At 71.6% G+C, this 22,933-nt stretch carries 21 protein-coding genes and 1 pseudogene; 15 read left to right on the top strand and 7 right to left on the bottom strand.

All coding sequences use genetic code 11. From position 1 onward, the window contains the following. Positions 1–7: 7 nt before the first annotated feature. The gene (locus Pta02_RS08065) at positions 8–997 is read right to left on the bottom strand and encodes a ferrochelatase (protein WP_203874063.1); all 990 of its coding nucleotides are present in this window, start codon (positions 995–997) and stop codon (positions 8–10) included. 63 nt (positions 998–1,060) lie between these two features. Between Pta02_RS08065 and Pta02_RS08070 the strand changes: the two genes are divergently transcribed. Together Pta02_RS08070 and Pta02_RS08075 are read left to right on the top strand one after the other, a co-directional pair. After that, positions 1,061–3,082 carry a S9 family peptidase gene (locus Pta02_RS08070; RefSeq protein ID WP_203874064.1) on the top strand — a complete coding sequence of 674 codons (2,022 nt, stop codon included), beginning with the start codon at positions 1,061–1,063 and terminating at the stop codon, positions 3,080–3,082. Positions 3,083–3,232: 150 nt separating this feature from the next. Beyond that, positions 3,233–4,057, top strand: a complete 825-nt coding sequence (locus Pta02_RS08075) for an inositol monophosphatase family protein (RefSeq protein WP_275423564.1) — start codon at positions 3,233–3,235, stop codon at positions 4,055–4,057. A gap of 135 nt (positions 4,058–4,192) precedes the next feature. Here the strand turns inward: Pta02_RS08075 and Pta02_RS08080 are convergent, their stop codons facing one another. Then, positions 4,193–4,357: a hypothetical protein gene (locus Pta02_RS08080; RefSeq protein ID WP_176728563.1), complete on the bottom strand. Its 165-nt coding sequence runs from the start codon at positions 4,355–4,357 to the stop codon at positions 4,193–4,195. A gap of 219 nt (positions 4,358–4,576) precedes the next feature. Between Pta02_RS08080 and Pta02_RS08085 the strand changes: the two genes are divergently transcribed. The 5 genes from Pta02_RS08085 (at position 4,577) to Pta02_RS08105 (ending at position 9,658) form a co-directional block, all read left to right on the top strand. Next, positions 4,577–5,230 (top strand): response regulator transcription factor, encoded by a 654-nt coding sequence (locus Pta02_RS08085; RefSeq protein ID WP_203874065.1) that lies wholly within the window; start codon positions 4,577–4,579, stop codon positions 5,228–5,230. Between the two features lie 71 nt (positions 5,231–5,301). Then, a complete protein-coding gene (locus Pta02_RS08090) occupies positions 5,302–6,747 on the top strand; it encodes a sensor histidine kinase (protein WP_373872354.1) in 1,446 nt (481 codons plus the stop codon). 272 nt (positions 6,748–7,019) lie between these two features. Further along, entirely contained in the window at positions 7,020–7,319 is a 300-nt protein-coding gene (locus Pta02_RS08095) for a DUF4193 domain-containing protein (protein WP_030914836.1), read from the top strand. 82 nt (positions 7,320–7,401) lie between these two features. Beyond that, positions 7,402–8,232, top strand: coding sequence for a hypothetical protein (locus tag Pta02_RS08100; RefSeq protein WP_203874066.1), 831 nt, complete (start codon positions 7,402–7,404; stop codon positions 8,230–8,232). Positions 8,233–8,284: 52 nt separating this feature from the next. Continuing rightward, positions 8,285–9,658, top strand: a complete 1,374-nt coding sequence (locus tag Pta02_RS08105) for an alpha,alpha-trehalose-phosphate synthase (UDP-forming) (RefSeq protein WP_203874067.1) — start codon at positions 8,285–8,287, stop codon at positions 9,656–9,658. Positions 9,659–9,787: 129 nt separating this feature from the next. On the opposite strand, the gene Pta02_RS08110 is transcribed toward Pta02_RS08105, so the two are convergent. Beyond that, positions 9,788–10,084: a DUF4235 domain-containing protein gene (locus tag Pta02_RS08110; protein ID WP_239129886.1), complete on the bottom strand. Its 297-nt coding sequence runs from the start codon at positions 10,082–10,084 to the stop codon at positions 9,788–9,790. Between the two features lie 92 nt (positions 10,085–10,176). Between Pta02_RS08110 and valS the strand changes: the two genes are divergently transcribed. Then, positions 10,177–12,714 carry a valine--tRNA ligase gene (gene valS / locus Pta02_RS08115; RefSeq protein ID WP_203874068.1) on the top strand — a complete coding sequence of 846 codons (2,538 nt, stop codon included), beginning with the start codon at positions 10,177–10,179 and terminating at the stop codon, positions 12,712–12,714. Positions 12,715–12,839: 125 nt separating this feature from the next. On the opposite strand, the gene Pta02_RS08120 is transcribed toward valS, so the two are convergent. Both Pta02_RS08120 and Pta02_RS08125 read right to left on the bottom strand, forming a co-directional pair. Next, a complete protein-coding gene (locus Pta02_RS08120; protein ID WP_203874069.1) occupies positions 12,840–14,066 on the bottom strand; it encodes an RNA polymerase sigma factor in 1,227 nt (408 codons plus the stop codon). Further along, a pseudogene (locus tag Pta02_RS08125) lies at positions 14,066–14,481 on the bottom strand (YciI family protein). The gene Pta02_RS08120 and the pseudogene Pta02_RS08125 overlap by 1 nt, the downstream one beginning before the upstream one ends. 550 nt (positions 14,482–15,031) lie before the next feature. On the opposite strand from Pta02_RS08125, the gene Pta02_RS08130 reads away from it, so the two are divergent. The 6 genes from Pta02_RS08130 to Pta02_RS08155 all read left to right on the top strand — a co-directional run bounded on the left by Pta02_RS08130 (position 15,032) and on the right by Pta02_RS08155 (position 19,276). Continuing rightward, positions 15,032–16,354 carry an AI-2E family transporter gene (locus Pta02_RS08130; RefSeq protein ID WP_239129894.1) on the top strand — a complete coding sequence of 441 codons (1,323 nt, stop codon included), beginning with the start codon at positions 15,032–15,034 and terminating at the stop codon, positions 16,352–16,354. 36 nt (positions 16,355–16,390) lie between these two features. Then, positions 16,391–16,945, top strand: coding sequence for a PaaI family thioesterase (locus Pta02_RS08135; protein WP_203874070.1), 555 nt, complete (start codon positions 16,391–16,393; stop codon positions 16,943–16,945). Beyond that, the gene (gene dut, locus Pta02_RS08140; protein WP_203874071.1) at positions 16,942–17,385 is read left to right on the top strand and encodes a dUTP diphosphatase; all 444 of its coding nucleotides are present in this window, start codon (positions 16,942–16,944) and stop codon (positions 17,383–17,385) included. Before Pta02_RS08135 ends, dut begins: the two co-directional genes overlap by 4 nt. A gap of 70 nt (positions 17,386–17,455) precedes the next feature. Then, positions 17,456–18,124 carry a DUF3710 domain-containing protein gene (locus tag Pta02_RS08145; protein WP_203874072.1) on the top strand — a complete coding sequence of 223 codons (669 nt, stop codon included), beginning with the start codon at positions 17,456–17,458 and terminating at the stop codon, positions 18,122–18,124. A gap of 48 nt (positions 18,125–18,172) precedes the next feature. Further along, positions 18,173–18,565: an OB-fold nucleic acid binding domain-containing protein gene (locus Pta02_RS08150; protein WP_203874073.1), complete on the top strand. Its 393-nt coding sequence runs from the start codon at positions 18,173–18,175 to the stop codon at positions 18,563–18,565. 48 nt (positions 18,566–18,613) lie between these two features. Further along, entirely contained in the window at positions 18,614–19,276 is a 663-nt protein-coding gene (locus Pta02_RS08155) for a DUF3159 domain-containing protein (RefSeq protein WP_203874074.1), read from the top strand. A gap of 108 nt (positions 19,277–19,384) precedes the next feature. On the opposite strand, the gene Pta02_RS08160 is transcribed toward Pta02_RS08155, so the two are convergent. Further along, positions 19,385–20,071: a potassium channel family protein gene (locus tag Pta02_RS08160; protein WP_203874075.1), complete on the bottom strand. Its 687-nt coding sequence runs from the start codon at positions 20,069–20,071 to the stop codon at positions 19,385–19,387. Continuing rightward, the gene (locus Pta02_RS08165) at positions 20,071–20,736 is read right to left on the bottom strand and encodes a potassium channel family protein (protein ID WP_203874076.1); all 666 of its coding nucleotides are present in this window, start codon (positions 20,734–20,736) and stop codon (positions 20,071–20,073) included. The genes Pta02_RS08160 and Pta02_RS08165 overlap by 1 nt, the downstream gene beginning before the upstream one ends. 117 nt (positions 20,737–20,853) lie before the next feature. Here Pta02_RS08165 and Pta02_RS08170 point away from each other — a divergent pair, with 117 nt between their 5' ends. Continuing rightward, positions 20,854–22,896, top strand: a complete 2,043-nt coding sequence (locus Pta02_RS08170; protein WP_203874077.1) for an APC family permease — start codon at positions 20,854–20,856, stop codon at positions 22,894–22,896. Positions 22,897–22,933 lie beyond the last annotated feature (37 nt).

The raw sequence follows: 22,933 nt of genomic DNA on the forward strand, positions 1-22,933 counted from the left end.
GCCGTCCCTACCCCCGGGCCTCCTGCGGCGCCCGGCGGCGCGGCGGGGCCGGACAGCAGGTCGCGCCGCAGGCCACGGGCTCCGGCTCGGCCAGCAGCTCGCCCACCATCGCCACGAACCGCGGGTGCGTGCCCGCCGTGGCGGCCCTGGTCAGCGGGAGGCCGAGCTTGGCGGCCATGTCCCCGGCCTCCACGTCGAGGTCGTAGACGACCTCCATGTGGTCGGAGACGAAGCCGATCGGCACCAGGACCACCGCCGGGGTGCCCCGCCCCGCGAGCTCCTCCAGGTGGTCGCAGACGTCGGGCTCCAGCCACGGGATGTGGGGGGCGCCGCTGCGGCTCTGCCAGACCAGGTCCCACTCGTGCCCGCCGCCCAGCCCGGCCGCGACCAGCCCGGCCGTCCGCAGCAACTGGGCCTCGTAGAGCCCGCCGTCCGGCCCGGCCGTCCGGGCCATGGAGGCCGGGATGCTGTGCGCGGTGAAGACCAGGCGCGCGGTGTCGCGGTGCTCGGCGGGGAGCCGGTCCAGGGCCTCGCGCGCGTGGTCGACCATGGCCGCGACGAAGCCGGGGTGGTCGTGGTAGTGCCGGAGCTTGACGATCTCCGGGGCGCCCTCCACCGCCGCGCGGGCCAGGGAGATGTCGTCGATGTACTGCCGGCAGGCGGAGTAGGAGCCGTAGGCGGAGGTGACGAACGCCGCGGCCCTGCGCACGCCGTCGGCGGCCATCTGCCGCAGCGTGTCCTCCAGGTAGGGGTGCCAGTTGCGGTTGCCCCAGTAGATCGGCAGGTCGACGGTCGGCCCGACGGCCGCGATGAGGTCGCGGCACTGCTGGTTGATCGGGCTGGCCCCGCCGAACCGCTGGTAGTGCGCCTCGACCTCCAGCAGGCGCTCGCGGGGGATGTCACGGCCCCGCACCACGTTCTCCAGAAACGGCATCACGTCGTCCGGCTTCTCCGGGCCTCCGAACGAGACGACGAGAAGCGCGTCGTAAGTCCCCATGTGGTTCATCCAACCGCATGGGGGGTCGTGGTCGGGGCACGGGCCCGGCCGCGGGGGCGCGCGATGGGGGGCGGCAGTAGAGGTAGGTTCGGTTCCGTGACCCCTTTCTCTGACATCCGTGAATACGTCGGTGTACCGCGACTGGTGTCCCTGCGTCTCTCCCCGGACGGGAATCGTCTGGTGGGCGTGGTGCAGGCGCTCAACCCGGACGGCAAGTCCTACGGGACGTCCCTGTGGGAGATCCCCCTCGACGGGCGCAGGCCGTACCGGCTGACCAGGTCCGTCAAGGGCGAGGCCGGGGCCGAGTTCACCGCCGCGGGTGACGTCCTGTTCGGCTCGCGCCGTCCCGACCCCGTGGTGAAGGACCCCGACGAGGAGGTCTCCGCGCTCTGGCTGCTGCCCGCGGGCGGCGGGGAGGCCCGGCAGGTCGCCTCCCGGCCCGGGGGGATCGGCGGCTTCGCGACCGGCGGGCCGGTGGTCGTCCTCTCCTCGGACGTGCTGCCCGGTGACGAGACCACCGAGGCCGAGCGGCGCAAGGCCCGCAAGGACGCCGGGATCAGCGCGATCCTGCACGAGGGCTACCCGGTGCGTTACTGGGATCACGACCTGGGACCCGGCCGGCCCCGCCTGTTCGCCGGCGCCCTCGGCGAGGACCGGCTGCAGGACGTGCGGGACCTCACCCCCGACTCGGGCGGCGCGCTGGTCAACGCCTCCTACGAGGTGACCCCGGACGGCTCCGCCGTCGTCGCCACGTGGGCGGTCCCGCAGCCGGGCGGAGAGGTCCGCTCCGAGCTGGTGCTGATCGAGACCGCCGACGGCGGGACCCGCAGGGTCCTGGCGAGCCTGGAGGGCCACGACTTCGAGGGCCCGCTCGCCGTCTCACCCGACGGGCGCCTGGTCGCCTGCATCCGCGAGAAGCACGCCGAGACCTCGGCCGTCCCGGAGCGCACTCTGTGGATCGTCGACCTGGCCACCGGCGAGGGTCACGCCGCGGGCGGCGGGCTCTGGCCGTCGGAGGTGATCTGGGCGCCCGACTCGGCCTCGCTGTACGCGGCCGCCGACCACCTGGGCCGCCGCCCGGTCTTCCGGGTCCCCGCCGACGGCTCCGAGCCGGTACGGCTCACCGCGGACGACGGCGCCTACTCCTCGCTCAACGTCGCCCCCGACGGCACCCTCTACGCGCTGCGCAGCGCCGTGGACCGGGCGGCGGGCCCGGTCAGGATCGCCGCGGGCGACGCGGCCGGCGCGGCCGAGGAGCTGGTCTCCCCGGTCCCGGACCTGGAGGTGCCCGGCACGCTCACCGAGGTGACCGCGACCGCCGACGACGGGGCGGAGATCCGGGCCTGGCTGGTGCTGCCCGAGGGCGCCTCGGCCGAGGACCCGGCGCCGCTGCTGCTGTGGATCCACGGCGGCCCGCTGTCGAGCTGGAACGACTGGTCCTGGCGGTGGAACCCGTGGATCATGGCGGCGAACGGCTACGCCGTCCTGCTGCCCGACCCGTGCCTGTCCACCGGCTACGGGCCGGAGATGATCCGCCGGGGCTGGGCGAACTGGGGCCCGCGCACCCACGCCGACCTGATGACGGTCACCGACGCGGCGCTGGAGCTGCCGGAGATCGACGCGAGCCGTACCGCCGCGATGGGCGGCTCCTTCGGCGGCTACATGGCCAACTGGGTCGCCGGGCACACCGACCGCTTCAAGGCGATCGTCACCCACGCCTCGCTCTGGCACCTGGACCAGTTCGCCGGGACCACGGACGCGTCCATGTACTGGCAGCGCGAGTTCGGCCGGCCGGGCGGCGAGCTGTACGACAGGCTCTCCCCGCACCTGTCGCTGGAGAAGATCGTCACGCCGATGCTGGTGATCCACGGCGACAAGGACTACCGGGTGCCGATCGGCGAGGGCCTGCGCCTGTGGTGGGACCTGCAGCGTTCCGGCGTGGAGTCGAAGTTCCTGTACTTCCCCGACGAGAACCACTGGGTGCTCAAGCCGGGCAACGCGGTCGCCTGGTACGAGACCGTGCTGGCCTTCCTGGCGCAGCACGTCCTGGAGCGGGAGTGGAAGCGCCCGGAGTCGCTCTTCTGACCCGGAGCCGCCCTTCCCGGCACGTCTCCGAGCACGACCGGGCCGGGTCCGCGGCGTCGTGGACCCGGCCCGGCGCGCGGAACGGTCCACGGGGGACGATGGGACCGTGAAGCGACCGAGGAGTGGTGAACGACTGTGAGTGACCCCGTTGTGAGTGACCCCGTTGTGAGTGAGGCCGCCGCGAGTGAGGCCGCGGGTTTCGTGGAGCTGGCCGAGCGGATCGCCCGCGAGGCCGGGGAGATGCTCCTGGCCAAGCGGCCGGCCCGGCCCGAGGTGCTGGCGACCAAGTCCAGCCCCACCGACGTGGTGACCGCGCTGGACAAGGCGTCGGAGGAGCTGATCCGCACCAGGATCAGGCAGGCGAGGCCGGATGACGCGATCCTCGGCGAGGAGGGCGGGAGCACCGGCGACGGCCGGGTCCGCTGGATCGTCGACCCGATCGACGGCACGGTCAACTTCCTGTACGGCCTGCCCGAGTGGTCGGTCAGCATCGCCGTGGAGGTCGACGGGCAGGTGGTCGCGGGCGTGGTCAACGTCGTGCCCCGCGGTGAGGTCTTCACCGCGGCCAGGGGCGGCGGAGCGTGGCTGGCCGGCGAGCGGCTGCGCTGCAACACCGGCGTGCCGCTGGAGCAGGCGCTGATCGCCACCGGCTTCGGCTACGGCCCCGGGCGGCGCGCGGTCCAGGCGGAGGTCCTGGCCCAGGTGGTGCCGCGCGTGCGGGACATCCGCCGGGGCGGCTCGGCGGCCTCGGACCTGTGCTCGGTGGCGGCCGGGCGGGTGGACGGCTACTACGAGCGCGGCCCGCAGGACTGGGACTACGCGGCCGGAGGGCTCATCGCCGCCGAGGCCGGGGCCAGGTTCGGCGGGCTGCACGGCAAGCCGGCCAACCCGGGGCTGACGCTGTGCGCGGCGCCCGGCCTGTTCGAGGAGCTGCACGCGCTCCTGGCCCCGCTGAACCCCGAACGGGACTCCTGAGCCCGGCGCCCGTACGGACCGCCGGGCCCGCGCGGGCGCGCCGGGTGACACGGGCGTGCCCGGACGGGCGCCGGCACACGGACAAGGCCCCGCACCTCCGCAGGAGGTGCGGGGCCTTACCCGTCGATGTTTGCGTCAGCGCTGGAGCGGGACACCGTTGTCGGTGGCGAGACGGCGGAGGTCCTCGATCTCGGCGGTGAGGGTGTCGGCGAGGTAGTCGTCGCCGGTGGACCGGGCCTCCTGCAGATTCCTGTAGGCCTGGTCGAGGCGGTGTTCGATCGTGGTCGTGAACTCGCCCATCTCACCTTCTCTCTCATGGGGGGACGGAGGGTGCTCGACAAAAGGGACTGAGGGCGTGCTTACCCACCCGCGCGATCGCTCTAAACCTCCCATGGTCCAGATCGCCGGAAGTGTGTCTATCGTGACAGTGGACTTACCACCGGCTTACAGCCGGTGAGGTGACAATGAGAAGCCGCTCGAGCGGCTGTCCGACGGATTTCACGGGAGGTGCCAGAGGCCGTGCGGGTGCTTGTGGTTGAAGACGAGCGGGTGCTCGCGGACGCGATCGCGACCGGACTCCGGCGTGAGGCCATGGCCGTGGACGTCGCCTACGACGGCGCCGGCGCGCTGGAACGGACCGGCTACATCGACTACGACGTGATCGTGCTGGACCGCGACCTGCCCAAAGTGCACGGGGACGAGGTCTGCCGCCGACTGGTGGCCGGGCGGACCGCCTCCCGCATCCTGATGCTGACCGCCTCGGGCGACGTCGACGACAAGGTGGAGGGCCTGGGCCTGGGCGCCGACGACTACCTGGCCAAGCCCTTCGTGTTCATCGAGCTCGTCGCCCGGGTCAGGGCCCTGGGCCGTCGCTCGGCCCCGGCCCTGCCGCCGGTGCTGGAGCGCTCCGGCATCCGGCTGGATCCGGGCAAGCGGCTGGTGACCAGGAACGGCGAGGAGATCAATCTCACGAAGAAGGAGTTCGCGGTCCTGGAGGAGCTGATGCGCGCCGAGGGCGCGGTGGTCAGCCAGGAGGACCTGCTGGACAAGGCGTGGGATGAGAACATCGACCCGTTCACCAACGTGGTGCGGGTGACCATGATGACCCTGAGGAAGAAGCTGGGCGAGCCTCAGGCGATCGAGACGGTGCCCGGGGTCGGATACAAGCTGTGAGCGGCACGCCGCAGGAGCGGCCGGCGCCCGTCCCGCCCGGTGGGCGGCAGGACTCCGAGCCGACCCATCCCATGATCAGCCCGCACTCCGAGCGCGGGGAGCGCAGGCCGCGCCGCGACGCGGAGACGGGCGCGCCGGAGGTCCTGGAGATCGGCGGCGCCGCGCCCGCGGGGAGGCCCGCCGCCCGGCCGGCCGGACCCGGCGTCTCCGGCGCGGCCCCGGGTTCCCAGGGCGCGCCCGCCGGCGGCGCGGCGCCCGGGCCCGGGGGCGCGGGGACCGCGACGGTCCAGGCCCCCTCGCCGGCCGGTCCGCCCGTCTGGGAGGGGCCGCCGATGGGCCCCCCTCCCGCGGGCGCCTCCCTGCTGGAGCGGGTGAAGAAGGTCACCGACCGGGTCAGCATCCGGTGGCGGCTCACGCTCACCTACGGCGCGCTCTTCTTCATCGCGGGCGCGCTGCTGCTGCTGGTCATCTACATGATGGTGGGCTGGGTGCTCGACTCGGCCTGGCCCGAGTTCCCCCTCCGGCTGGACACCGTCGAGCCGAACCTGGCCGCGGACATCGAGCGGCAGTGGAACTGGTACCAGCACACCGCCATCTACGGCGTCCGCAGGACCCTGCTCATCCGCTCGCTCCTGGCGCTGGCGGGCGTGGGCATCCTCGCGCTGGTCATCGGCTATCTCGTCGCCGACCGGGCGCTCAAGCCGATCCAGCAGATGACCGCCACCGCCCGCAAGCTGTCCGGCAGCACCCTCGCCCACGAGCGGATCGACCTCAAGGGTCCCGACGACGAGCTGAAGGAGCTGGCCGACACCTTCGACGCCATGCTGACCAGGCTCAACGTCGCCTTCGACACGCAGCGCCGGTTCGTGGCCAACGCCTCACACGAGCTGCGCACGCCGCTGACGATCAACCGGACGGTCCTGGAGATCGCCCTGGGCGACCCCGAGGCGTCACAGGATCTCAAGGCGCTGGGCCGTACGCTCCTGGAGGTCAACGCACGCAACGAGAGGCTCATCGAGGGCCTGCTCCTGCTCGCCCGCAGTGAGCGGGAGCTGAGCGTGCGCAAGCCGGTGGACGTCAAGGACGTGGCCGAGACCGCCGTGGAGCAGCTGGCGCCGCGCGCCGAGGAGGCCGACGTCACGGTCGTCTCCGAGATCCAGAGCGCCGAGACCGTGGGCGACCCGGTCCTCCTGGAGCGGTGCGTGGCCAACCTGGTGGAGAACGCCATCAAGCACAACCTTCCCGAGTCCGGACATGTCTGGGTCCGGGCGGGAATGGTGGAGGGTGCTCTGGTTGTTCAGGTGGCCAACACTGGGCCGCACGTGCCCGCGTACGAGGTGAGCAGCCTGTTCGAGCCGTTCCGGCGCCTGAACGCCGAGCGGGTCGACTCGTCCAAGGGGGCGGGTCTGGGACTGTCCATCGTCCGCGCGGTCGTGCGGGCTCACGGGGGCAACGTGACCGCCGTCCCCAGGGACGGAGGCGGTCTCGTGGTGACCGTGAGACTTCAGCCGCGTTGATCCGGCGGGGAGCGTCTCGTTCGCGCCGTACATGTGGTTGGATGTGCCGTCGAACACGGTGGTGCATGCTGGCAAGGCTGTGGTTTTCGCCATATTTGGCTAACCATGCCCATTGGCGGCGGGCCCCTCACGTGTAGGGAGGTTCGGCGACCATTCCGGCGGGGTACCGAAGCAGGAATCTCTCTGCCGGATCGGGCACAAGACGGGCCTCTCGTACGTTACACACGCGCGAGCGAGCGCAGACAGATAGATGAGGGGGATGGAGCAGACCGATGGCTACCGATTACGACAGCCCACGCAAGACTGACGACGACCTCAGTGAGGACAGTCTTCAGGAACTGCAGGCGCGCCGTACCGACAAGTCCTCGGGCAGCATCGACATCGACGAGACCGACCTCGCCGAGTCGCTCGAACTGCCGGGTGCGGACCTGTCGAACGAGGAGCTCTCGCTCCGGGTGATTCCTCGCCAGGCTGACGAGTTCACCTGCGCGCGTTGCTTCCTGGTGCACCACCGCAGTCAGCTGGCCGTGGAGAAGAACGGGCAGCAGATCTGCCGGGAGTGCGCTGCCTGACGACCGTTCCGATGGCCTGTCCGATGTGTGTCCCCCCGTGGACGGGTAGGGCCCAGGGACAGCCTTGAGGAGGTTCCGCGACATGACGTCAGAGAACAGGCAGACCGGTGCCATGCCGGACGACTCCGGGGCCGCGGAGTCGTCCGGCGTACCGCACGACGACGCGGCAGGTGAGACCCATCACGAGGTCGCCGAGATCGTCGGCCGCCTGGCCGAGCCCGGCGAGATGGACGGGGCCGAGCGGCGGCGGCTGCTCGGACGTCTGAGCAGGGCACTGAACACCGGCGCCAAGAAGGCCAGGGAGTCCGGCGTGGGCCGGGGACGCTGGCTGGCCGACGTCTTCATGGCCGTGGCGCCCCGCATCCCCATACGCGACCTGGAAACCCTCTCCGCCCACCACCACGGCCTCATCGGCGAGGCCCTGGCCGACGACCTCGCTCGCACCGCGGCGAAGGCCACCATGACGGTCGGCGCGATCGGAGGCGCCCTCGCGGCGGCCGAGTTCGCCGCCCCGCCCCTCCTGCTGTCCGCCCCCGCCCAGCTCGTCGCCGAGACCCTGGTGGTCGCGGCCATCGAGGTCAAGCTCATCGCCGAGCTCCACGAGGTGTACGGCGTGCAGGTGCCCGGCGGCGGCCCCCAGCGGGCCATCGCCTTCGTGACGGCCTGGTCCAAGCAGCGCGGTGTGGACCCGATGGCCCCCGCCTCGGTCACCCTCGCCCTGGGCGCCGCGGCCAAGACGGCCCTGCGCAACCGCCTCATGCGCACCCTCGGCCGGCACCTCACCACGCTCGGCCCCTTCCTGACCGGGGCCGTGGCCGGTGGGACGCTCAACCGTGCGGCGACCAGAAAGCTCTCGGAGGTGGTCCGCGTCGATCTGCGCCGCCATCGAGCTCTACCTCCTGGAACGTCATAAAAGGGGGTTAATGGGGTAGTTGATTGGATAAGTCAACTACTTGGAGGATTTAGTGCCGGGCTCCAGCTCGTTCCTGATCGTCGCCAACCGTCTGCCCGTCGACCGGGTGGGGGAGGACATGTGGCGGCGCAGCCCCGGCGGCCTGGTCACCGCGATCGCCCCCGTGCTGCAACGCCGTGAGGGAGCGTGGATCGGCTGGCACGGCGCCCCGGACGAACAGCTCGACCCCTTCGACCACGACGGCATGCACCTGATCCCGGTGCCGTTGTCGGAACGCGAGGTGGAGCTCTACTACGAGGGTTTCTCCAACGCCACCCTCTGGCCGCTCTATCACGACGTGGTTGCCACCCCGGTGTACTCCCGCGTGCTGTGGGACGCCTACCGCCTGGTCAACCAGCGCTTCGCCGAGGCCGCCGCCGAGGCCGCCGCCCCGGACGCGGTCGTGTGGGTGCAGGACTACCAGCTCCAGCTCGTCCCCGCCATGCTCAGGAAGCTCCGGCCGGACCTGCGCATCGGCTTCTTCCTGCACATCCCGTTCCCGCCCGGCGAGCTGTTCCAGCAGCTGCCCTGGCGGCGCGAGCTGCTGGAGGGCCTGCTCGGCGCCGACCTCGTCGGCTTCCAGCGCCCCGGCGGCGCCTCCAACTTCATCCGGCTGTGCCGCAAGACGCTCGGCCTGTCGTACCAGAAGCACGAGATCTACGTCGAGGACCGGGTGGTGCGGGCCGAGGCCTTCCCCATCTCGGTGGACTTCTCCGAGCTCGACTCCCTGGTCCGCGAGCCGCACATCGTCGCCAGGGCGGCGGAGATCCGCCGGGAGCTGGGCGACCCCGAGCAGGTGCTGCTGGGCGTCGACCGGCTCGACTACACCAAGGGCATCGGCCAGCGGCTGAAGGCGTTCGGGGAGCTGCTCGCCGACGGCTCGATCAAGCCGGGCGAGGCCGTGTTCGTGCAGATCGCCACGCCCAGCCGGGAGCGGGTCGAGGAGTACATGCGGCTGCGCGACTCGATCGAGCTGCAGGTCGGCAGGATCAACGGGGAACAGGGCGACCTGGGGCAGCAGCCGGTGCAGTACATGCACCAGTCGTACGGCCGCGACGAGCTGGCCGCGCTCTATCTGGCGGCGGACGTGATGGTGGTGACCCCGCTGCGCGACGGGATGAACCTGGTGGCCAAGGAGTACGTCTCCTGCCGCCACGACCTGCGCGGCGCGCTGGTGCTCAGCGAGTTCGCCGGGGCGGCCGACGAGATGAAGCAGGCCTTCATGGTCAACCCCTACGACATCGACGGTCTCAAGCGGACGATGCTGTCGGCGATGCGGGCCACGCCGCACGACCTGTCGCGGCGGATGCGTTCGCTGCGCCGCCGGGTGTCCACCTACGACGTGGACCACTGGGCGAAGACCTTCCTGGCGGCCCTGGAGGCCTGACCTCACACGCGGGCCGTACGGCGGGCGGGATCAGAGCCGTACGGCGGGCGGAGGGGACCGGGACCGCACGACGAGCGGACACGGGCCGGCGGGCCGGCGGACCACAGGGGGCCGCCGGCCCGCCGCCGGTCAGGGGGAGACCTCCTTGGCCGCCTCCTTCAGGGCCTTCCAGGCGTTGTAGCGCTTGCGGGCGGTCCGGGCCGCCAGGATCTGCGCCACCTGCATGCCCACTCCCATCAACACGGCGTAACCGATCGCCTCGCCCAGGCCGACCTCCAGGGAGTCGTTGTCCAACGGAGGCTTCTTGCCCGTCGCCTTCTCCCAGGCGAAACCCAGGATCTTCTTCGCGGCCCATGCCGTGACGAGCCCGACCAGGCCGCCGATGGCACGCCAGGCCATGTCCTGCTTTTCCTTCTCGTCGGCCACGATCCCTCCAGTGCGCGGTACCTAGGTCGCTTCAGATAACGAACACTAGTCTTCTCGGCGAAGAAGGGCGCGAAGCCATACCATAAGGTGGCATGACGAATCAGCGACCGCGCCATGCGCCCATGCCCGAGAAACCGACTCTCGACGGCCTGGAGCGCGTATGGGTAGGCCGCTGGGAGGCCGAGGGCACCTACCGCTTCGACCGCTCGCGCACGCGGGACGAGATCTACTCCATCGACACCCCGCCGCCGACCGTCTCCGGATCCCTCCACGTCGGCCACGTCTTCTCCTACACCCACACCGACACGATCGCCCGCTTCCAGCGCATGCGCGGCCGTGAGGTCTTCTATCCCATGGGCTGGGACGACAACGGCCTGCCCACCGAGCGCCGGGTGCAGAACCACTTCGGCGTGCGCTGCGACCCCTCCATCGCCTACGACCCCTCGTTCCGGCCGCCGGACAAGCCGGGCAGGCAGCAGATCCCGATCAGCCGGCGCAACTTCATCGAGCTGTGCGAGAAGCTCACGATCGAGGACGAGAAGGCCTTCGAGGAGCTGTGGCGGCGGCTGGGCCTGTCGGTCGACTGGTCCATGACCTACGCCACCATCGACGGCAACGCGCGGGCCGCCTCCCAGCGGGCCTTCCTGCGCAACCTCGCCCGCGGCGAGGCCTACGTGGCCGAGGCGCCCACGCTGTGGGACGTCACCTTCCGCACGGCCGTGGCCCAGGCCGAGCTGGAGGACCGCGAGTGGCCGGGCGCCTTCCACCGGGTCGCCTTCACCCTGCCGTCGGGGGCCCGGGTCTGGATCGAGACGACCCGGCCCGAGCTGATCCCCGCCTGCGTCGCGCTGGTCGCCCATCCGGACGACGCGCGCTACCGGCCGCTGTTCGGCACCTCCGCCAGGTCGCCGCTGTTCGGCGTGGAGGTCCCGATCCTGGCGCACCGCCTGGCCGAGCCCGACAAGGGCTCCGGCCTGGCGATGATCTGCACCTTCGGCGACGTCACCGACGTCGTGTGGTGGCGGGAGCTCGACCTGCCCACCCGGGCGGTGATCGGCTGGGACGGCCGGCTGCTGTCCGAGCCGCCGGACGGCGTGCCCGCGCAGCCGTACGCCGAGCTGGCGGGCAAGACCGTGCACGGCGCCCGCGAGCGGATCGTGGAGCTGCTGCGCGAGTCCGGCGAGATGGAGGGCGATCCGCGGCCGGTCAAGCGGGCGGTGAAGTTCTACGAGAAGGGCGAGCGGCCCCTGGAGATCGTCACCACCCGCCAGTGGTACATCCGCAACGGCGGACGCGACCGCGGGCTGCGCGAGGCGATGCTGACCCGGGGCGCGGAGCTGGCCTGGCACCCGCCGCACATGAAGGTCCGCTACGACAACTGGGTGGAGGGCCTGGCGGGCGACTGGCTGATCTCCCGCCAGCGGTTCTTCGGGGTGCCCATCCCGGTCTGGTATCCGCTGGACGCCGACGGCGAGCCCGACCGCTCCTCGCCGATCGTCCCCGAGGAGTCCATGCTGCCGATGGACCCCTCGATCGACGTGCCGCCCGGCTACGCCGAGGACCAGCGCGGCAAGCCCGGCGGCTTCGCCGGCGACCCGGACGTCATGGACACCTGGGCCACCTCCTCGCTGACCCCGCAGATCGCCGCCGGGTGGGAGCAGGACGACGACCTGTTCCGGCGGGTGTTCCCGATGGACCTGCGCCCGCAGGCCCACGAGATCATCCGGACCTGGCTGTTCTCGACCGTGGTGCGGGCGCACCTGGAGCAGGGCACGCTGCCCTGGCGCCACGTGGCCATCTCCGGCTGGATCCTGGACCCCGACCGCAAGAAGATGTCGAAGTCCAAGGGCAACGTCGTCACGCCGCTGGACCTGCTGGAGCAGCACGGCTCCGACGCGGTCCGCTACTGGGCGGCCAGCGGCCGTCCCGGCACCGACACGGCCTTCGACACCGGCCAGATCAAGATCGGCCGCAGGCTGGCGATCAAGATCCTGAACGCCTCGAAGTTCGTCCTCGGCCTCGGCGGGCCGGAGCGGGAGGGCCAGGCGCCAGGGGAGCCGCGGATCACCGAGCCGCTCGACCTGTCGATGCTGGCCCGGCTGGCGCAGGTGGCCGGCGAGGCCACCGAGGCGTTCGAGGGCTACGACTACGCCCGCGCGCTGGAGCGGACCGAGCGGTTCTTCTGGGAGTTCTGCGACGACTACCTGGAGCTGGTGAAGGTCAGGGCGTACGGCGACGACGAGGGCGCGCGGTCGGCGCGGGAGGCGCTGCGCGAGGCGCTGGACGTCATGCTCCGGCTGTTCGCCCCGTTCCTGCCGTTCGTCACCGAGGAGGTCTGGTCCTGGTGGCGTGAGGGCTCGGTCCACCGGGCCTCCTGGCCCGAGCCGGACGGGCGGGGCGGCGACCCGGAGCTGCTGCCGGCCGTGGCCGCGGTCCTCGGCCGCGTCCGCAGGGCCAAGTCCGACGCCAAGCTGTCGATGCGCGCCGAGGTCTCCCGGCTGACCGTGGCCGGCGCCCCGGCGGGGCTGGTGCGGCAGGCCCAGGACGACCTGTGCGGCGCCGGGGCCGTCGAGGAGTTCGTCCTGGAGCCGGGAGAGGGCGAGCTGACCGTGGAGGTCGTTCTCACCTGATCCGCGACCGCCGCGGCTGCCCGGTGACCGGCGCGCCCGGTCCGTGACCGCCGAGCCGGTGGGGGCTCACGACTCCCGCCGGCTCGGCGGCCGTCCGCGTTTCCCGGCCGGCTGATCCGGAGAGGTCAGCTCAGCGTGGCCGCCTTGCGCAGCAGCACCGACCGTTCGCGCCGGTTGGCGCACAGCCGGGCCGCCAGCTCCAGCTCGGCGCGCGCTTCCGGCCGCCGTCCGAGCCGGGCCAGCAGCTCACCGCGTACGGCCGGGACCAGATGCGAACCGGGGAGCCGGTCGGAGGCGATCAGCTCGTCCACGATGGCCAGGGCCTGCGCCGGGCCGGAGGCCATGGCGACGGCGACGGCCCGGTTGAGCTCGACCACCGGCGAGGGCGCGACGCGGCCGAGTGCCTCGTAGAGCACCACGATCCGGTCCCAGTCGGTCGCCTCGACCGATGGCGCCGACGCGTGGGTCGCGGCGATCGCGGCCTGCAGGCCGTAGGGGCCGAGGCCGCGGGCCGACGCCCTGGCCAGGGCGGCCAGCCCACGGCGGATCGCCGAGATGTCCCACCGCCGCCGGTCCTGGTCCTCCAGCAGGATCGGCGAGCCGTCCGGGCCGGTCCGGGCCGGGAAGCGCGCGGCCGTCAGCTCGCACAACGCGAGCAGGCCGTGCACCTCCGGCTCGGCCGGTTGCAGGGCGGCCAGCGTGCGGGCCAGCCGGACGGCCTCGTAGGCGAGGTCGGGGCGCAGCAGCCGGTCGCCCGACGTGGCCGTCGACCCCTCGGTGAAGATCACGTAGATGACGCTGAGCACGCCGCCCAGCCGCTCCCGGCGCTCGGCGGCCGACGGTAGCCCGAACGGCACCCCGGCCGCCGCGATCGTCTTCTTGCCCCGGGTGATGCGGGCCTGCACGGTCGACACGGGCACGAGGAACGCGCGGGCGATCTCCTCGCTGGACAGGCCGCCTACCACGCGCAGGGTCAGCGCCACCCGCGCCTCGGGGGAGAGCACCGGATGGCAGCTGACGAACATCAGCGCCAGCACGTCGTCATCGATCCTGTCGGGATCGATTTCCTCGTCAATCGCCGAGCCGACCGCCGAGCGGGCCGCCAGCAGGGCGTATCGGTCCTGAAGGGCGGTCCGGCGGCGGATCGCGTCGATCGCCCGCCGCCGGGCCGTGGCCATCAGCCAGCCGGCCGGGTTCGCCGGAGAGGTGAGCGGCCACGACACCAGCGCCTCGGCCACCGCCTCCTGGGCCGCGTCCTCGGCCAGCTCGAAATCGCCGGTGAACCGGGTCAGCGCGGCGACGATCCGCGCCGACTCGATCCGCCAGACGGCCTCGACATCGGCTCCGCCCATCAGATCCGGCCGTCGCTCTCGCGCCCGGCCCGGTCCTCGACGATCACTTGTCGACCTGCGGGACCTCGTCGCTCCCGGGCACCCGCCGGACTTCGATCTTGGAACCGGGGGCCGCCGGGACCCGCTTGGCCCACTCGACCGCCTCCCGCTTCGAGGCGACGTCGAGCAGGAAGAAGCCCCCGAACAGTTCCTTGGTCTCGCCGTACGGCCCGTCCGTGACCACCGGGGCCTCGCCGCCGAAGTCGACCACGGCGCCCTGGCCCGGATCGTCCAGCCCTTCGGCCGCGAGGAGAACGCCTGCCTTGACCATCTCCTCGATGAATCGGTGGGTCGCGGCCATCATCTCGTCGATGTCGGCCATCATGGCCGCGTTCGACTCGTCGGTCCCCCGCATGATCAGCAGGTACTTCGGCATCGCGTTCTCCTCGTTTCGTCCGGCGGAGCCGTCTGTCGACTCTCGCATCCTTACGTCGAACGGGGTGGCCCGCGGATCGACACGGCCCCGGAGAAATCTCCCACCGTGACGCAGCCGATCCCTCCGGCCCGGGTTCCATCCGCGGCGCGCTCTCATGCCGCAGAGGAGGCGCGTACGGCTTCCCGGCGCCGGCGCCCGAACCCGCGGGCACGACCACCGTGGCCCCCGCGCACGGCACTCTGGCCCTTCCGGGCAGGTCATCGGGGGTGCGCCCGCCGTACGATCGAGGGGTCACAGGCGAGGGGAGGACACGGCATGCCCCCAGGGTGCGGTAACTGCGACTGTTATCTGGAGGATCGGGTGATCACCCGCCCACCGGAAGAGCGCTGACCCCGATCGCGATGTGGGGGGCAGGCCGGTACGGCGCCGCCCCTCCACATCCGCCTCTCCCCATCGGCTCCCGTGCGTCCGCCTCCTCCCCGGCTTCCCACGCCCGCACCGGCGGGATAACGGCGCGCGTTCCGGGGCCGGGCGTGACAGTCTGGAACGCGTGATCTCCGATCGGGAACGTCTGACGAAGTTGGTGCCCAGCACGCTGCTCCGCCTCGCGGTGTGGAGCGTGTGCCTGATCATCATCGGCTGGGCCGTCTTCTACGTCGCCCAGTTCGTGGCCGCCCTGCGCATCGTCATGCTGCCGCTGGCCGTGGCGTTCCTGCTCACCGCGCTGCTGTTCCCGGTGACCCGCAGGCTCAGATCGGCGGGCATGCGCCCGATCTACGCCACCTGGGTCACCATGCTGTTCGCGTTCGCCGTACTGGGCGGCACCGGATGGCTCATCGGGGTGCGGGCCAACGAGGAGTTCCCCCGGCTGGTCACCCAGGTCCAGGCGACCGCCAGGGAGGTGCAGGGCTGGCTGCAGACCGGTCCGCTCCACCTGCAGCCGACCCAGATCAGCGAGTGGATCGACCGGATCGCGGGACAGATCACCCAGCAACAGCAGCAGATCACCCAGACGGTCCTCACCGGCGCCACCGTGGCGCTGGAGGTGCTGGCCTCGATCGTCCTGCTGCTGTTCGTCACGTTCTTCCTGCTCAAGGACGGCGACCGGATCTGGGCCTGGTTCCTCAAGGCGTTCGGCTCGGCCACGCCCCGGGTGGACCGGGCCGGGCGGGCCGCCTGGGTGACGCTCTCGCACTACGTGCAGGGCACCGTGGCGGTGGCGGCGGTGCACGGTGTGATCATGGGCATCGTGCTCGCGGGGATGGGCGTGCCGCTCTGGGCGCCCCTCGCGGTGCTGATCTTCCTGGCCAGCTTCATCCCGATCGTCGGCATCTTCTTCGCCGGGGCCGTGGCCACGCTGGTCACCCTCGGCGCCAAGGGCCCGATCTACGCCCTGATCTTCGTGGGCATCCTGGTGGTCGAGCAGCAGCTGGAGAACCACGTGCTCCAGCCGCTGATCGTCGGCCGGGCGCTGAGCTTCCACCCGCTGGCGATCATCCTGGTGCTGGCCGTGGGCGGCATCGTCGGCGGCATCGCCGGGGCCGCGGTGGCGGTGCCGATCGCCGCGGTGATCTACCGCGCGCTGCCCGAGCTGACCGGCGACCCTCCGGTCCCGCTGCCCCCGGGACCGTCGGCGCGCGCGCTGGAGCCCGGCGATCCCGGCCCCGGCCCCGGCCCCGCGGGTCCCGAGACGGTGTCCGGGACTCCCGGCGCGACGCCCGCGGCCTCGGAGACGGTGCCCGGCTCCTCCGGTACGACGTCCGCCGCCCCGGGGACGGCCTCCGGGGAGCCCGCCGCGCCCGCCGGGGAAGCCGTCACGCCCTCGGCGGAGCCCGCCAGGCCGTCCGCGGGCTCCCGTTCACCGGGTGAATAGGGAATCGTCGCAGCACAACGGGTAACGTTCTCCGTCGTGACCCGTTCGACCATCACCACACCTCCGCCCGGAGCCACGCTCCCCGAGCCCCTGCCCGGCGCGCCCGCGCCCGGCGCCGCGCTCGGATCCCACTACAGCCGCTGCTTCGGCTGCGGCGACCGGCACCCGACCGGCCTGCACCTGTCCGCCGTCACCCCCGACGGGGTCTCGGTGACCGCCGAGTTCGTCGTGGGGGAGGCGCACCAGGGCGCTCCGGGCCTGGCGCACGGCGGCGTGCTGGCCGCGGCGATGGACGAGGTCATCGGCATGTCCGTCTGGCTGTTCCAGCGTCCCTACGTCACCGGGCGGCTGGAGACCGACTATCTGGCGCCCGTCCCGGTGGGCACCACGCTGCACCTGCGCGCCTGGTGCACCGGCATGTCCGGCAGGAAGGCATATCTTGAAGCCGAGGGCCGGATCGGGGCGCCGGACGGCCCGGTCGCCGTGCGGGCCGCCGCGCTCTTCATCGAGGTCGGCATGGAGCACTTCGCCAAGCACGGTGACGCCCAGACCATCCTCGACGAGCACCATGATTACGAGGTGAACCCGTGACCCACCAGGTCGAGGTGCTGATCCACCGGCTCGACGCCGGCCTGCCCCTGCCCTCCTACGCGCATCCGGGCGACGCGGGCGCCGATCTGTACGCCGCGGAGGACGTCGAACTGCTCCCCGGCGAGCGGGCGAGCGTGGGCACCGGCGTGGCCATCGCCCTGCCCGACGGATACGCCGCGTTCGTGCATCCGCGTTCCGGCCTGGCGGTCAAGCACGGGGTGACGCTGGTGAACGCCCCCGGCACCGTCGACGCCGGTTACCGGGGAGAGATCAGGGTGACGCTGATCAATACCGACGCCAAGGAGGCGGTGCGGCTGCGCAGAGGCGACCGCATCGCGCAACTGGTGATCCAGAAGGTGGAGAAGGCGGCGTTCTACGAGGTGGACCGGTTGCCCGGATCGGCGCGCGGCGCCGGCGGGTTCGGTTCCACGGGCCGTTGAGGGGAAGCGGGCAGGGTGCGGCCCGCCGGCCGCAGGGCCGCCAGTCAATCGTTCAAGGAGCGTGAGGAAGATGTTCGGACGTCGCCGTCATAAGGACACACCGGCCTCGGTGGTGGAGGAGGCCGAGTCGGCGCCGGCACGCGAGTCCGGCCCGTGGGACGCCGACGAGCCGCACCCCGAGCGGGAGCGGGTCGACCTCGGCGGGCTGCGCCTGCCGGTCGACGCCGGGTTCGAGGTGCAGCTCAACATGGCCGGTGACCGCATCGTGGGAGCGGTCGTGCTGTTCCAGGAGAGCGCCCTGCAGGTGCAGGCGTTCGCCGCGCCGAAGAAGAGCGGCATCTGGGACGACGTCCGCGCCGAGCTCGCCGAGGCGGTGAAGAACGCCGGCGGCACCTCGCAGGAGCAGGAGGGGCCCTTCGGCGCCGAGCTGGCCGCGCAGATCCCGAACGAGGGGGCCATGCAGCCGGTCCGCTACCTCGGTGTCGACGGGCCGCGCTGGTTCCTGCGGGCGGCGATCAGCGGCCGTGCCGCGCTGGACGCCGACGTCGCCGCGACGCTGGAGGACGTCGTCCGCGACATCGTGGTGGTCCGCGGCGACGAGCCGATGGCCCCGCACGAGCCGATCGAGCTGCGCCTGCCCGCCGAGGCCCGCCAGGCGGCGGAGCAGGAGGGACCCGGCCGGCGCAAGTCCGACCTCAACCCCTTCGAGCGCGGACCTGAGATTGCGGAGGTTCGCTGAGGTGCCGGATCGCGTACGCTGATTCGACACGTTCGCAAAGGAGAGGTCGTGAGTTCGCAGGAACCGCATAGAAAACGCGGATTGCGAGGCTTCTTCCAGCGGCTGGCCACAAGCCAGGCCGAGCTGGAAGCCGATGAACTGCAGCAGGACCTCGACAGGCACGGTGCCACGCCCATCGCTTCATGCGGTGGGCGTCGCCGATTCTGCGTCACCGGTACACTACGAACGGTGACCCTGAGGCCCCGTGGCGGGGCTCCGGCTCTCGAGGCCGAGCTCTACGACGGGTCGGATGTGATCGATCTGATCTGGCTGGGCCGCCGGAAGATCGCCGGCATCGAGCCGGGCCGGATGGTGCTGGCCGAAGGCCTCGTCAGCATGCAGGATGGTCGCAAGGTGATGTTCAACCCGCGGTACGAGCTGCGCCCGGCGAACGGGGCATAAGTGCGCGACGAGCCCAGAACTGGCGAGTGGGAAACGGTGAGCGAGAAGATGAGCACCACCGAACAGGCCGCCGCGCACGAGACGGTGGAGGCCGCGATACGGTCCCAGCTCGCCAAGGCGTTCGGCGGGATCAGAGGCGTCATCGAGGCCGCCGTGCCCACGGCCGCCTTCACCGTGATGTGGATCGCCACCGCCGACCTCCAGCGCTCGCTGATCGTCAGCGTCTCGGCGGCGGTGCTGCTGCTGGTGGTCCGGCTGGTGCAGCGCTCGACCCCGCAGTACGTCATCAACAGCCTCATCGGCATCGGCATCGGCTGGTTCTTCGCCTCCCGCACCGGCGAGGCCAAGGACGTCTATCTGCCCGGCATCCTCTACAACGCCGCCTACTCCGTGGCGATGCTGATCTCGATCGTCACCCGGTGGCCGGTGGTCGGCTTCCTGATCGGCTCGGTCACCGGCGACCCCACCGCCTGGCGCGACGACCCGGCCGTGGTGCGGCTCTGCACCAAGCTCACCTGGCTGCTGATGATCCCCTGCGTGGTCCGGGTGGCGGTGCAGGCCCCGGTCTATCTCATCGGCGGCAACGACGCCGTGGCCGAGCTGGGCATCCTCAAGATCGTGATGGGCTGGCCGCTGCAGATCGCGGCCCTGGCCGCGATGGTGTGGGTGCTGACCCGCGGCCGTACGCCCGTGCGGCCCGCCGCGTCCTGACACGCCCGCGGCCCGGCGGCTGCCCCGGCGCGCCCGCCCTGCCGCAAGCGGTACCGCGCGCCTCCGGCCTGCCCGCCGTACCCCGGGCGGTACGGCGGGCGCGTCCGCTCACGGGCGGTCGGACAGATCCCTGACGGCGTGGGGGGACAGCAGCTGGGCCAGCTCGTCCTCGACCTCCTGGCTGGCCACGAACATCAGCTCGTCGCCCGCCTCCAGCGGATCGTCGGCGGTGGGCACCAGCACCCGGCCCTCGCGCAGGATGGCGACCAGGGCGGTGTCGGTGGGCCACGGCACGGAGCCGGCGCGCTGGCCGACCACCGGCGCGTTCTCCGGGAGGGTCAGCTCGACCAGGTTGGCCTGACCCTGGCGGAAGGTCATCAGGCGGACCAGGTCGCCCACGCTCACCGCCTCCTCCACCAGCGCGCTCAGCAGGCGCGGGGTCGAGACGGCGACGTCGACGCCCCACGACTCGTTGAACAGCCACTCGTTCTTGGGGTGGTTGATCCGGGCGACCACGCGCGGCACGCCGTACTCGGTCTTGGCCAGGAGCGACACCACGAGGTTGACCTTGTCGTCGCCGCTGGCGGCGACGACCACGTGGCAGTCGGCCAGGCCGGCCTCGTCCAGGGAGGAGATCTCGCAGGCGTCGGCCAGCAGCCACTCCGCCCGGGGCACCGAATCGATCTTGATGGCCTTGGGGTCGACGTCGATCAGCAGGACCTCGTGACCGTTCTCCAGGAGCTCGGCGGCGATGGACCGGCCGACCGCCCCCGCCCCCGCGATGGTGACGCGCATCAGTGACCTTCCTCCGGCGCTCCGGAGAGCACCTTGTTGATCCGGTCCATGTCGTTCTCGGCCGCCATGACGTACAGGACGTCGCCCTCCTGCACCATGGAGTCGTGCCTGGGCAGCAGCGTCTCGCCCAGCCGGTTGACGAACGCCAGGCGGGTGCCGGCGGCCTCCTCCAGATCCTTGGTCCTGGTGCCGATCCATCCGGGGTGGTAGGCGACCTCGGCCAGCACGACCGACCCGGTCGGGTCGCGCCAGAGCGGTTCGGCACCCTCGGGGAGCACCCGCCGCAGGATCTGGTCGGCGGTCCAGCGCACGGTGGCCACGGTCGGGATGCCCAGGCGCTGGTAGACCTCGGCGCGCCGGGAGTCGTAGATGCGGGCGACCACGTTGTCGACGCCGAACGTCTCGCGGGCGACGCGGGCGGAGATGATGTTGGAGTTGTCCCCGCTGCTGACCGCGACGTACGCGCCGGCGGACTCGATGCCCGCCTCCTCCAGCACGTCGCGGTCGAAGCCGACCCCGGTGACCCGGCGGCCCCGGAACCCGGCGCGCAACCGCCGGAAGGCCTGCGGGTCACGGTCGATGATCGCGACCGAGTGGCCGCTGTCCTCAAGGATGTGCGCCAGGGTCGAACCCACCCGGCCACACCCCATGATCACGATATGCATGCTCCCCCGCCGGTGTGTTGAGGCGGATCTCGGTTCACGATGGTACCCAGCCAGTATGGCCCCGTTCTGGAGCGTCGGGTGAGTGGGCGGGTGCACGGGAAGCTAGCATCGTCAGACGTGCCGAAAGTGACGGACCTCACCAAACGCCTGTTCATTGGGCGTGCACTGCGCAGCACGCAGCTCCACGAGCAGCTGCTCCGCAAGCGGGTCGCCCTCCCCATCTTCGCGAGCGACGCGCTGTCCTCGGTGGCCTACGCCCCGCAGGAGATCCTCGCCATCCTCTCGCTGGCGGGGCTGTCGTTCTACAACTTCAGCCCCTGGGTCGCGAGTGCCGTCGTCGTGGTGATGCTGACGGTCGTCGCCTCCTATCGGCAGAACGTGCACGCCTACCCCAGCGGCGGCGGCGACTACGAGGTGGCCACCGTCAACCTCGGCCGCAACGCCGGGCTCACCGTGGCCAGCGCGCTCATGGTCGACTACGTGCTCACCGTCGCGGTCTCGGTGGCCAACGGCGTCGACTACGTCGGCGCCACGATCCCCTTCGTCGCCGAGCACAAGCCGATGGTCGCGATCCTCATCGTCCTGCTGCTGACGATGGTGAACCTGCGCGGCATCCGGGAGTCGGGCACGGCCTTCGCCATCCCCACCTACGCCTTCATGGCCGCGGTCCTCGGGTTGATCGCCTACGGCTTCTTCCGGCTGTTCATCCTCGAAGAGGAACTGCGCGCGCCCACCGCGGACTACCAGATCCTCGCCGAGCAGACGAACCTCACCTCGTTCGCGGCGGCCTTCCTGATCCTGCGCGCGTTCTCCTCCGGCTGCGCCGCGCTGACCGGGGTGGAGGCCATCAGCAACGGCGTGCCGGCCTTCCGCAAGCCCAAGAGCAGGAACGCCGCCAAGACGCTGCTGATGATGGGCGTGATCTCGGTGACGATGTTCGCCGGCATCATCACGCTGGGCCTGGCCTCCGGCGTCAAGGTCGCCGACCCCGCCCACGCCGCCCAGGACGTGATCATCGACGGGCACATCGCCGGCCTCGACTATCACCAGCAGCCGATCATCGCGCAGGTGGCGGAGGCCGTCTTCGGCGGCACCTCGATCTTCTTCTACGCGATCGCCGCGGTCACCGCGCTGATCCTGTTCCTGGCGGCCAACACCGCCTTCAACGGCTTCCCGGTGCTCGGCTCGATCCTCGCCCAGGACCGCTTCCTCCCCCGCCAGCTGCACACCCGGGGCGACCGGCTGGCCTTCTCCAACGGCATCGCCATCCTGGCGGCCGGGGCCTGCCTGCTGCTGTGGGGCTTCCAGGCCGACGTCAGCCGCCTGCTCAACCTCTACATCGTCGGCGTGTTCGTGTCGTTCACGCTGAGCCAGATCGGCATGGTCCGGCACTGGACCCGGCACCTGAAGACCGAGCCCGACTCCAGGGTCCGGCTGCGGATGCAGCGCTCCCGGATGATCAACGCCTTCGGCGGAGTCATGACCGGCCTGGTCCTGGTGGTCGTGCTGCTGACCAAGTTCTCCCACGGCGCGTGGATCGTCTGCGTGGCCATGCCGCTGCTGTTCCTGATGATGAAGGGCATCCACCGCCACTACGAGAACATCGCCCGCGAGCTCGCCGTGGACGAGGACGGGCAGGGGGAGGAGTCGATGCTGCCCGCCCGCAACCACGCCGTCGTCCTGGTCTCGAAGATCCACAAGCCGACCCTGCGGGCCCTGGCCTACGCCAGGGCCACCCGGCCCTCAACCCTGGAGGCGGTCACCGTGGGCGTGGAGGGGGCCGAGGCCCGGGCACTGCAGGAGGAGTGGGAACGGCGGGGCATCCCGGTGCCGCTCAAGACGCTCGACTCGCCCTACCGCGAGATCACCCGCCCCATCCTGGAGTACGTCAAGTCGGTGCGCCGCCGCTCGCCGCGCGACGTCGTGAGCATCTACATCCCCGAGTACGTCGTGGGCCGGTGGTGGGAGCACATCCTGCACAACCAGAGCGCGCTGCGCCTGAAGGGCCGCCTGCTCTTCCAGCCCGGGGTGATGGTCATCAGCGTGCCCTGGCAGCTGCACTCCTCCGACCGCCTGAAGGGCCGCCCAGAGCCCTTCGCCGCGGGTGCGGCTCGCCGTTCCCGGCCGGAGACGGCACGCGGCGGCGGCGACAAGGCATAACCTTTCGTAGACGACTCTGCGGCGACGACTCTGCGGC

It is taken from the genome of Paraplanobispora takensis (genome assembly GCF_016863195.1).
GTDB lineage: Bacteria > Actinomycetota > Actinomycetes > Streptosporangiales > Streptosporangiaceae > Planobispora > Planobispora takensis.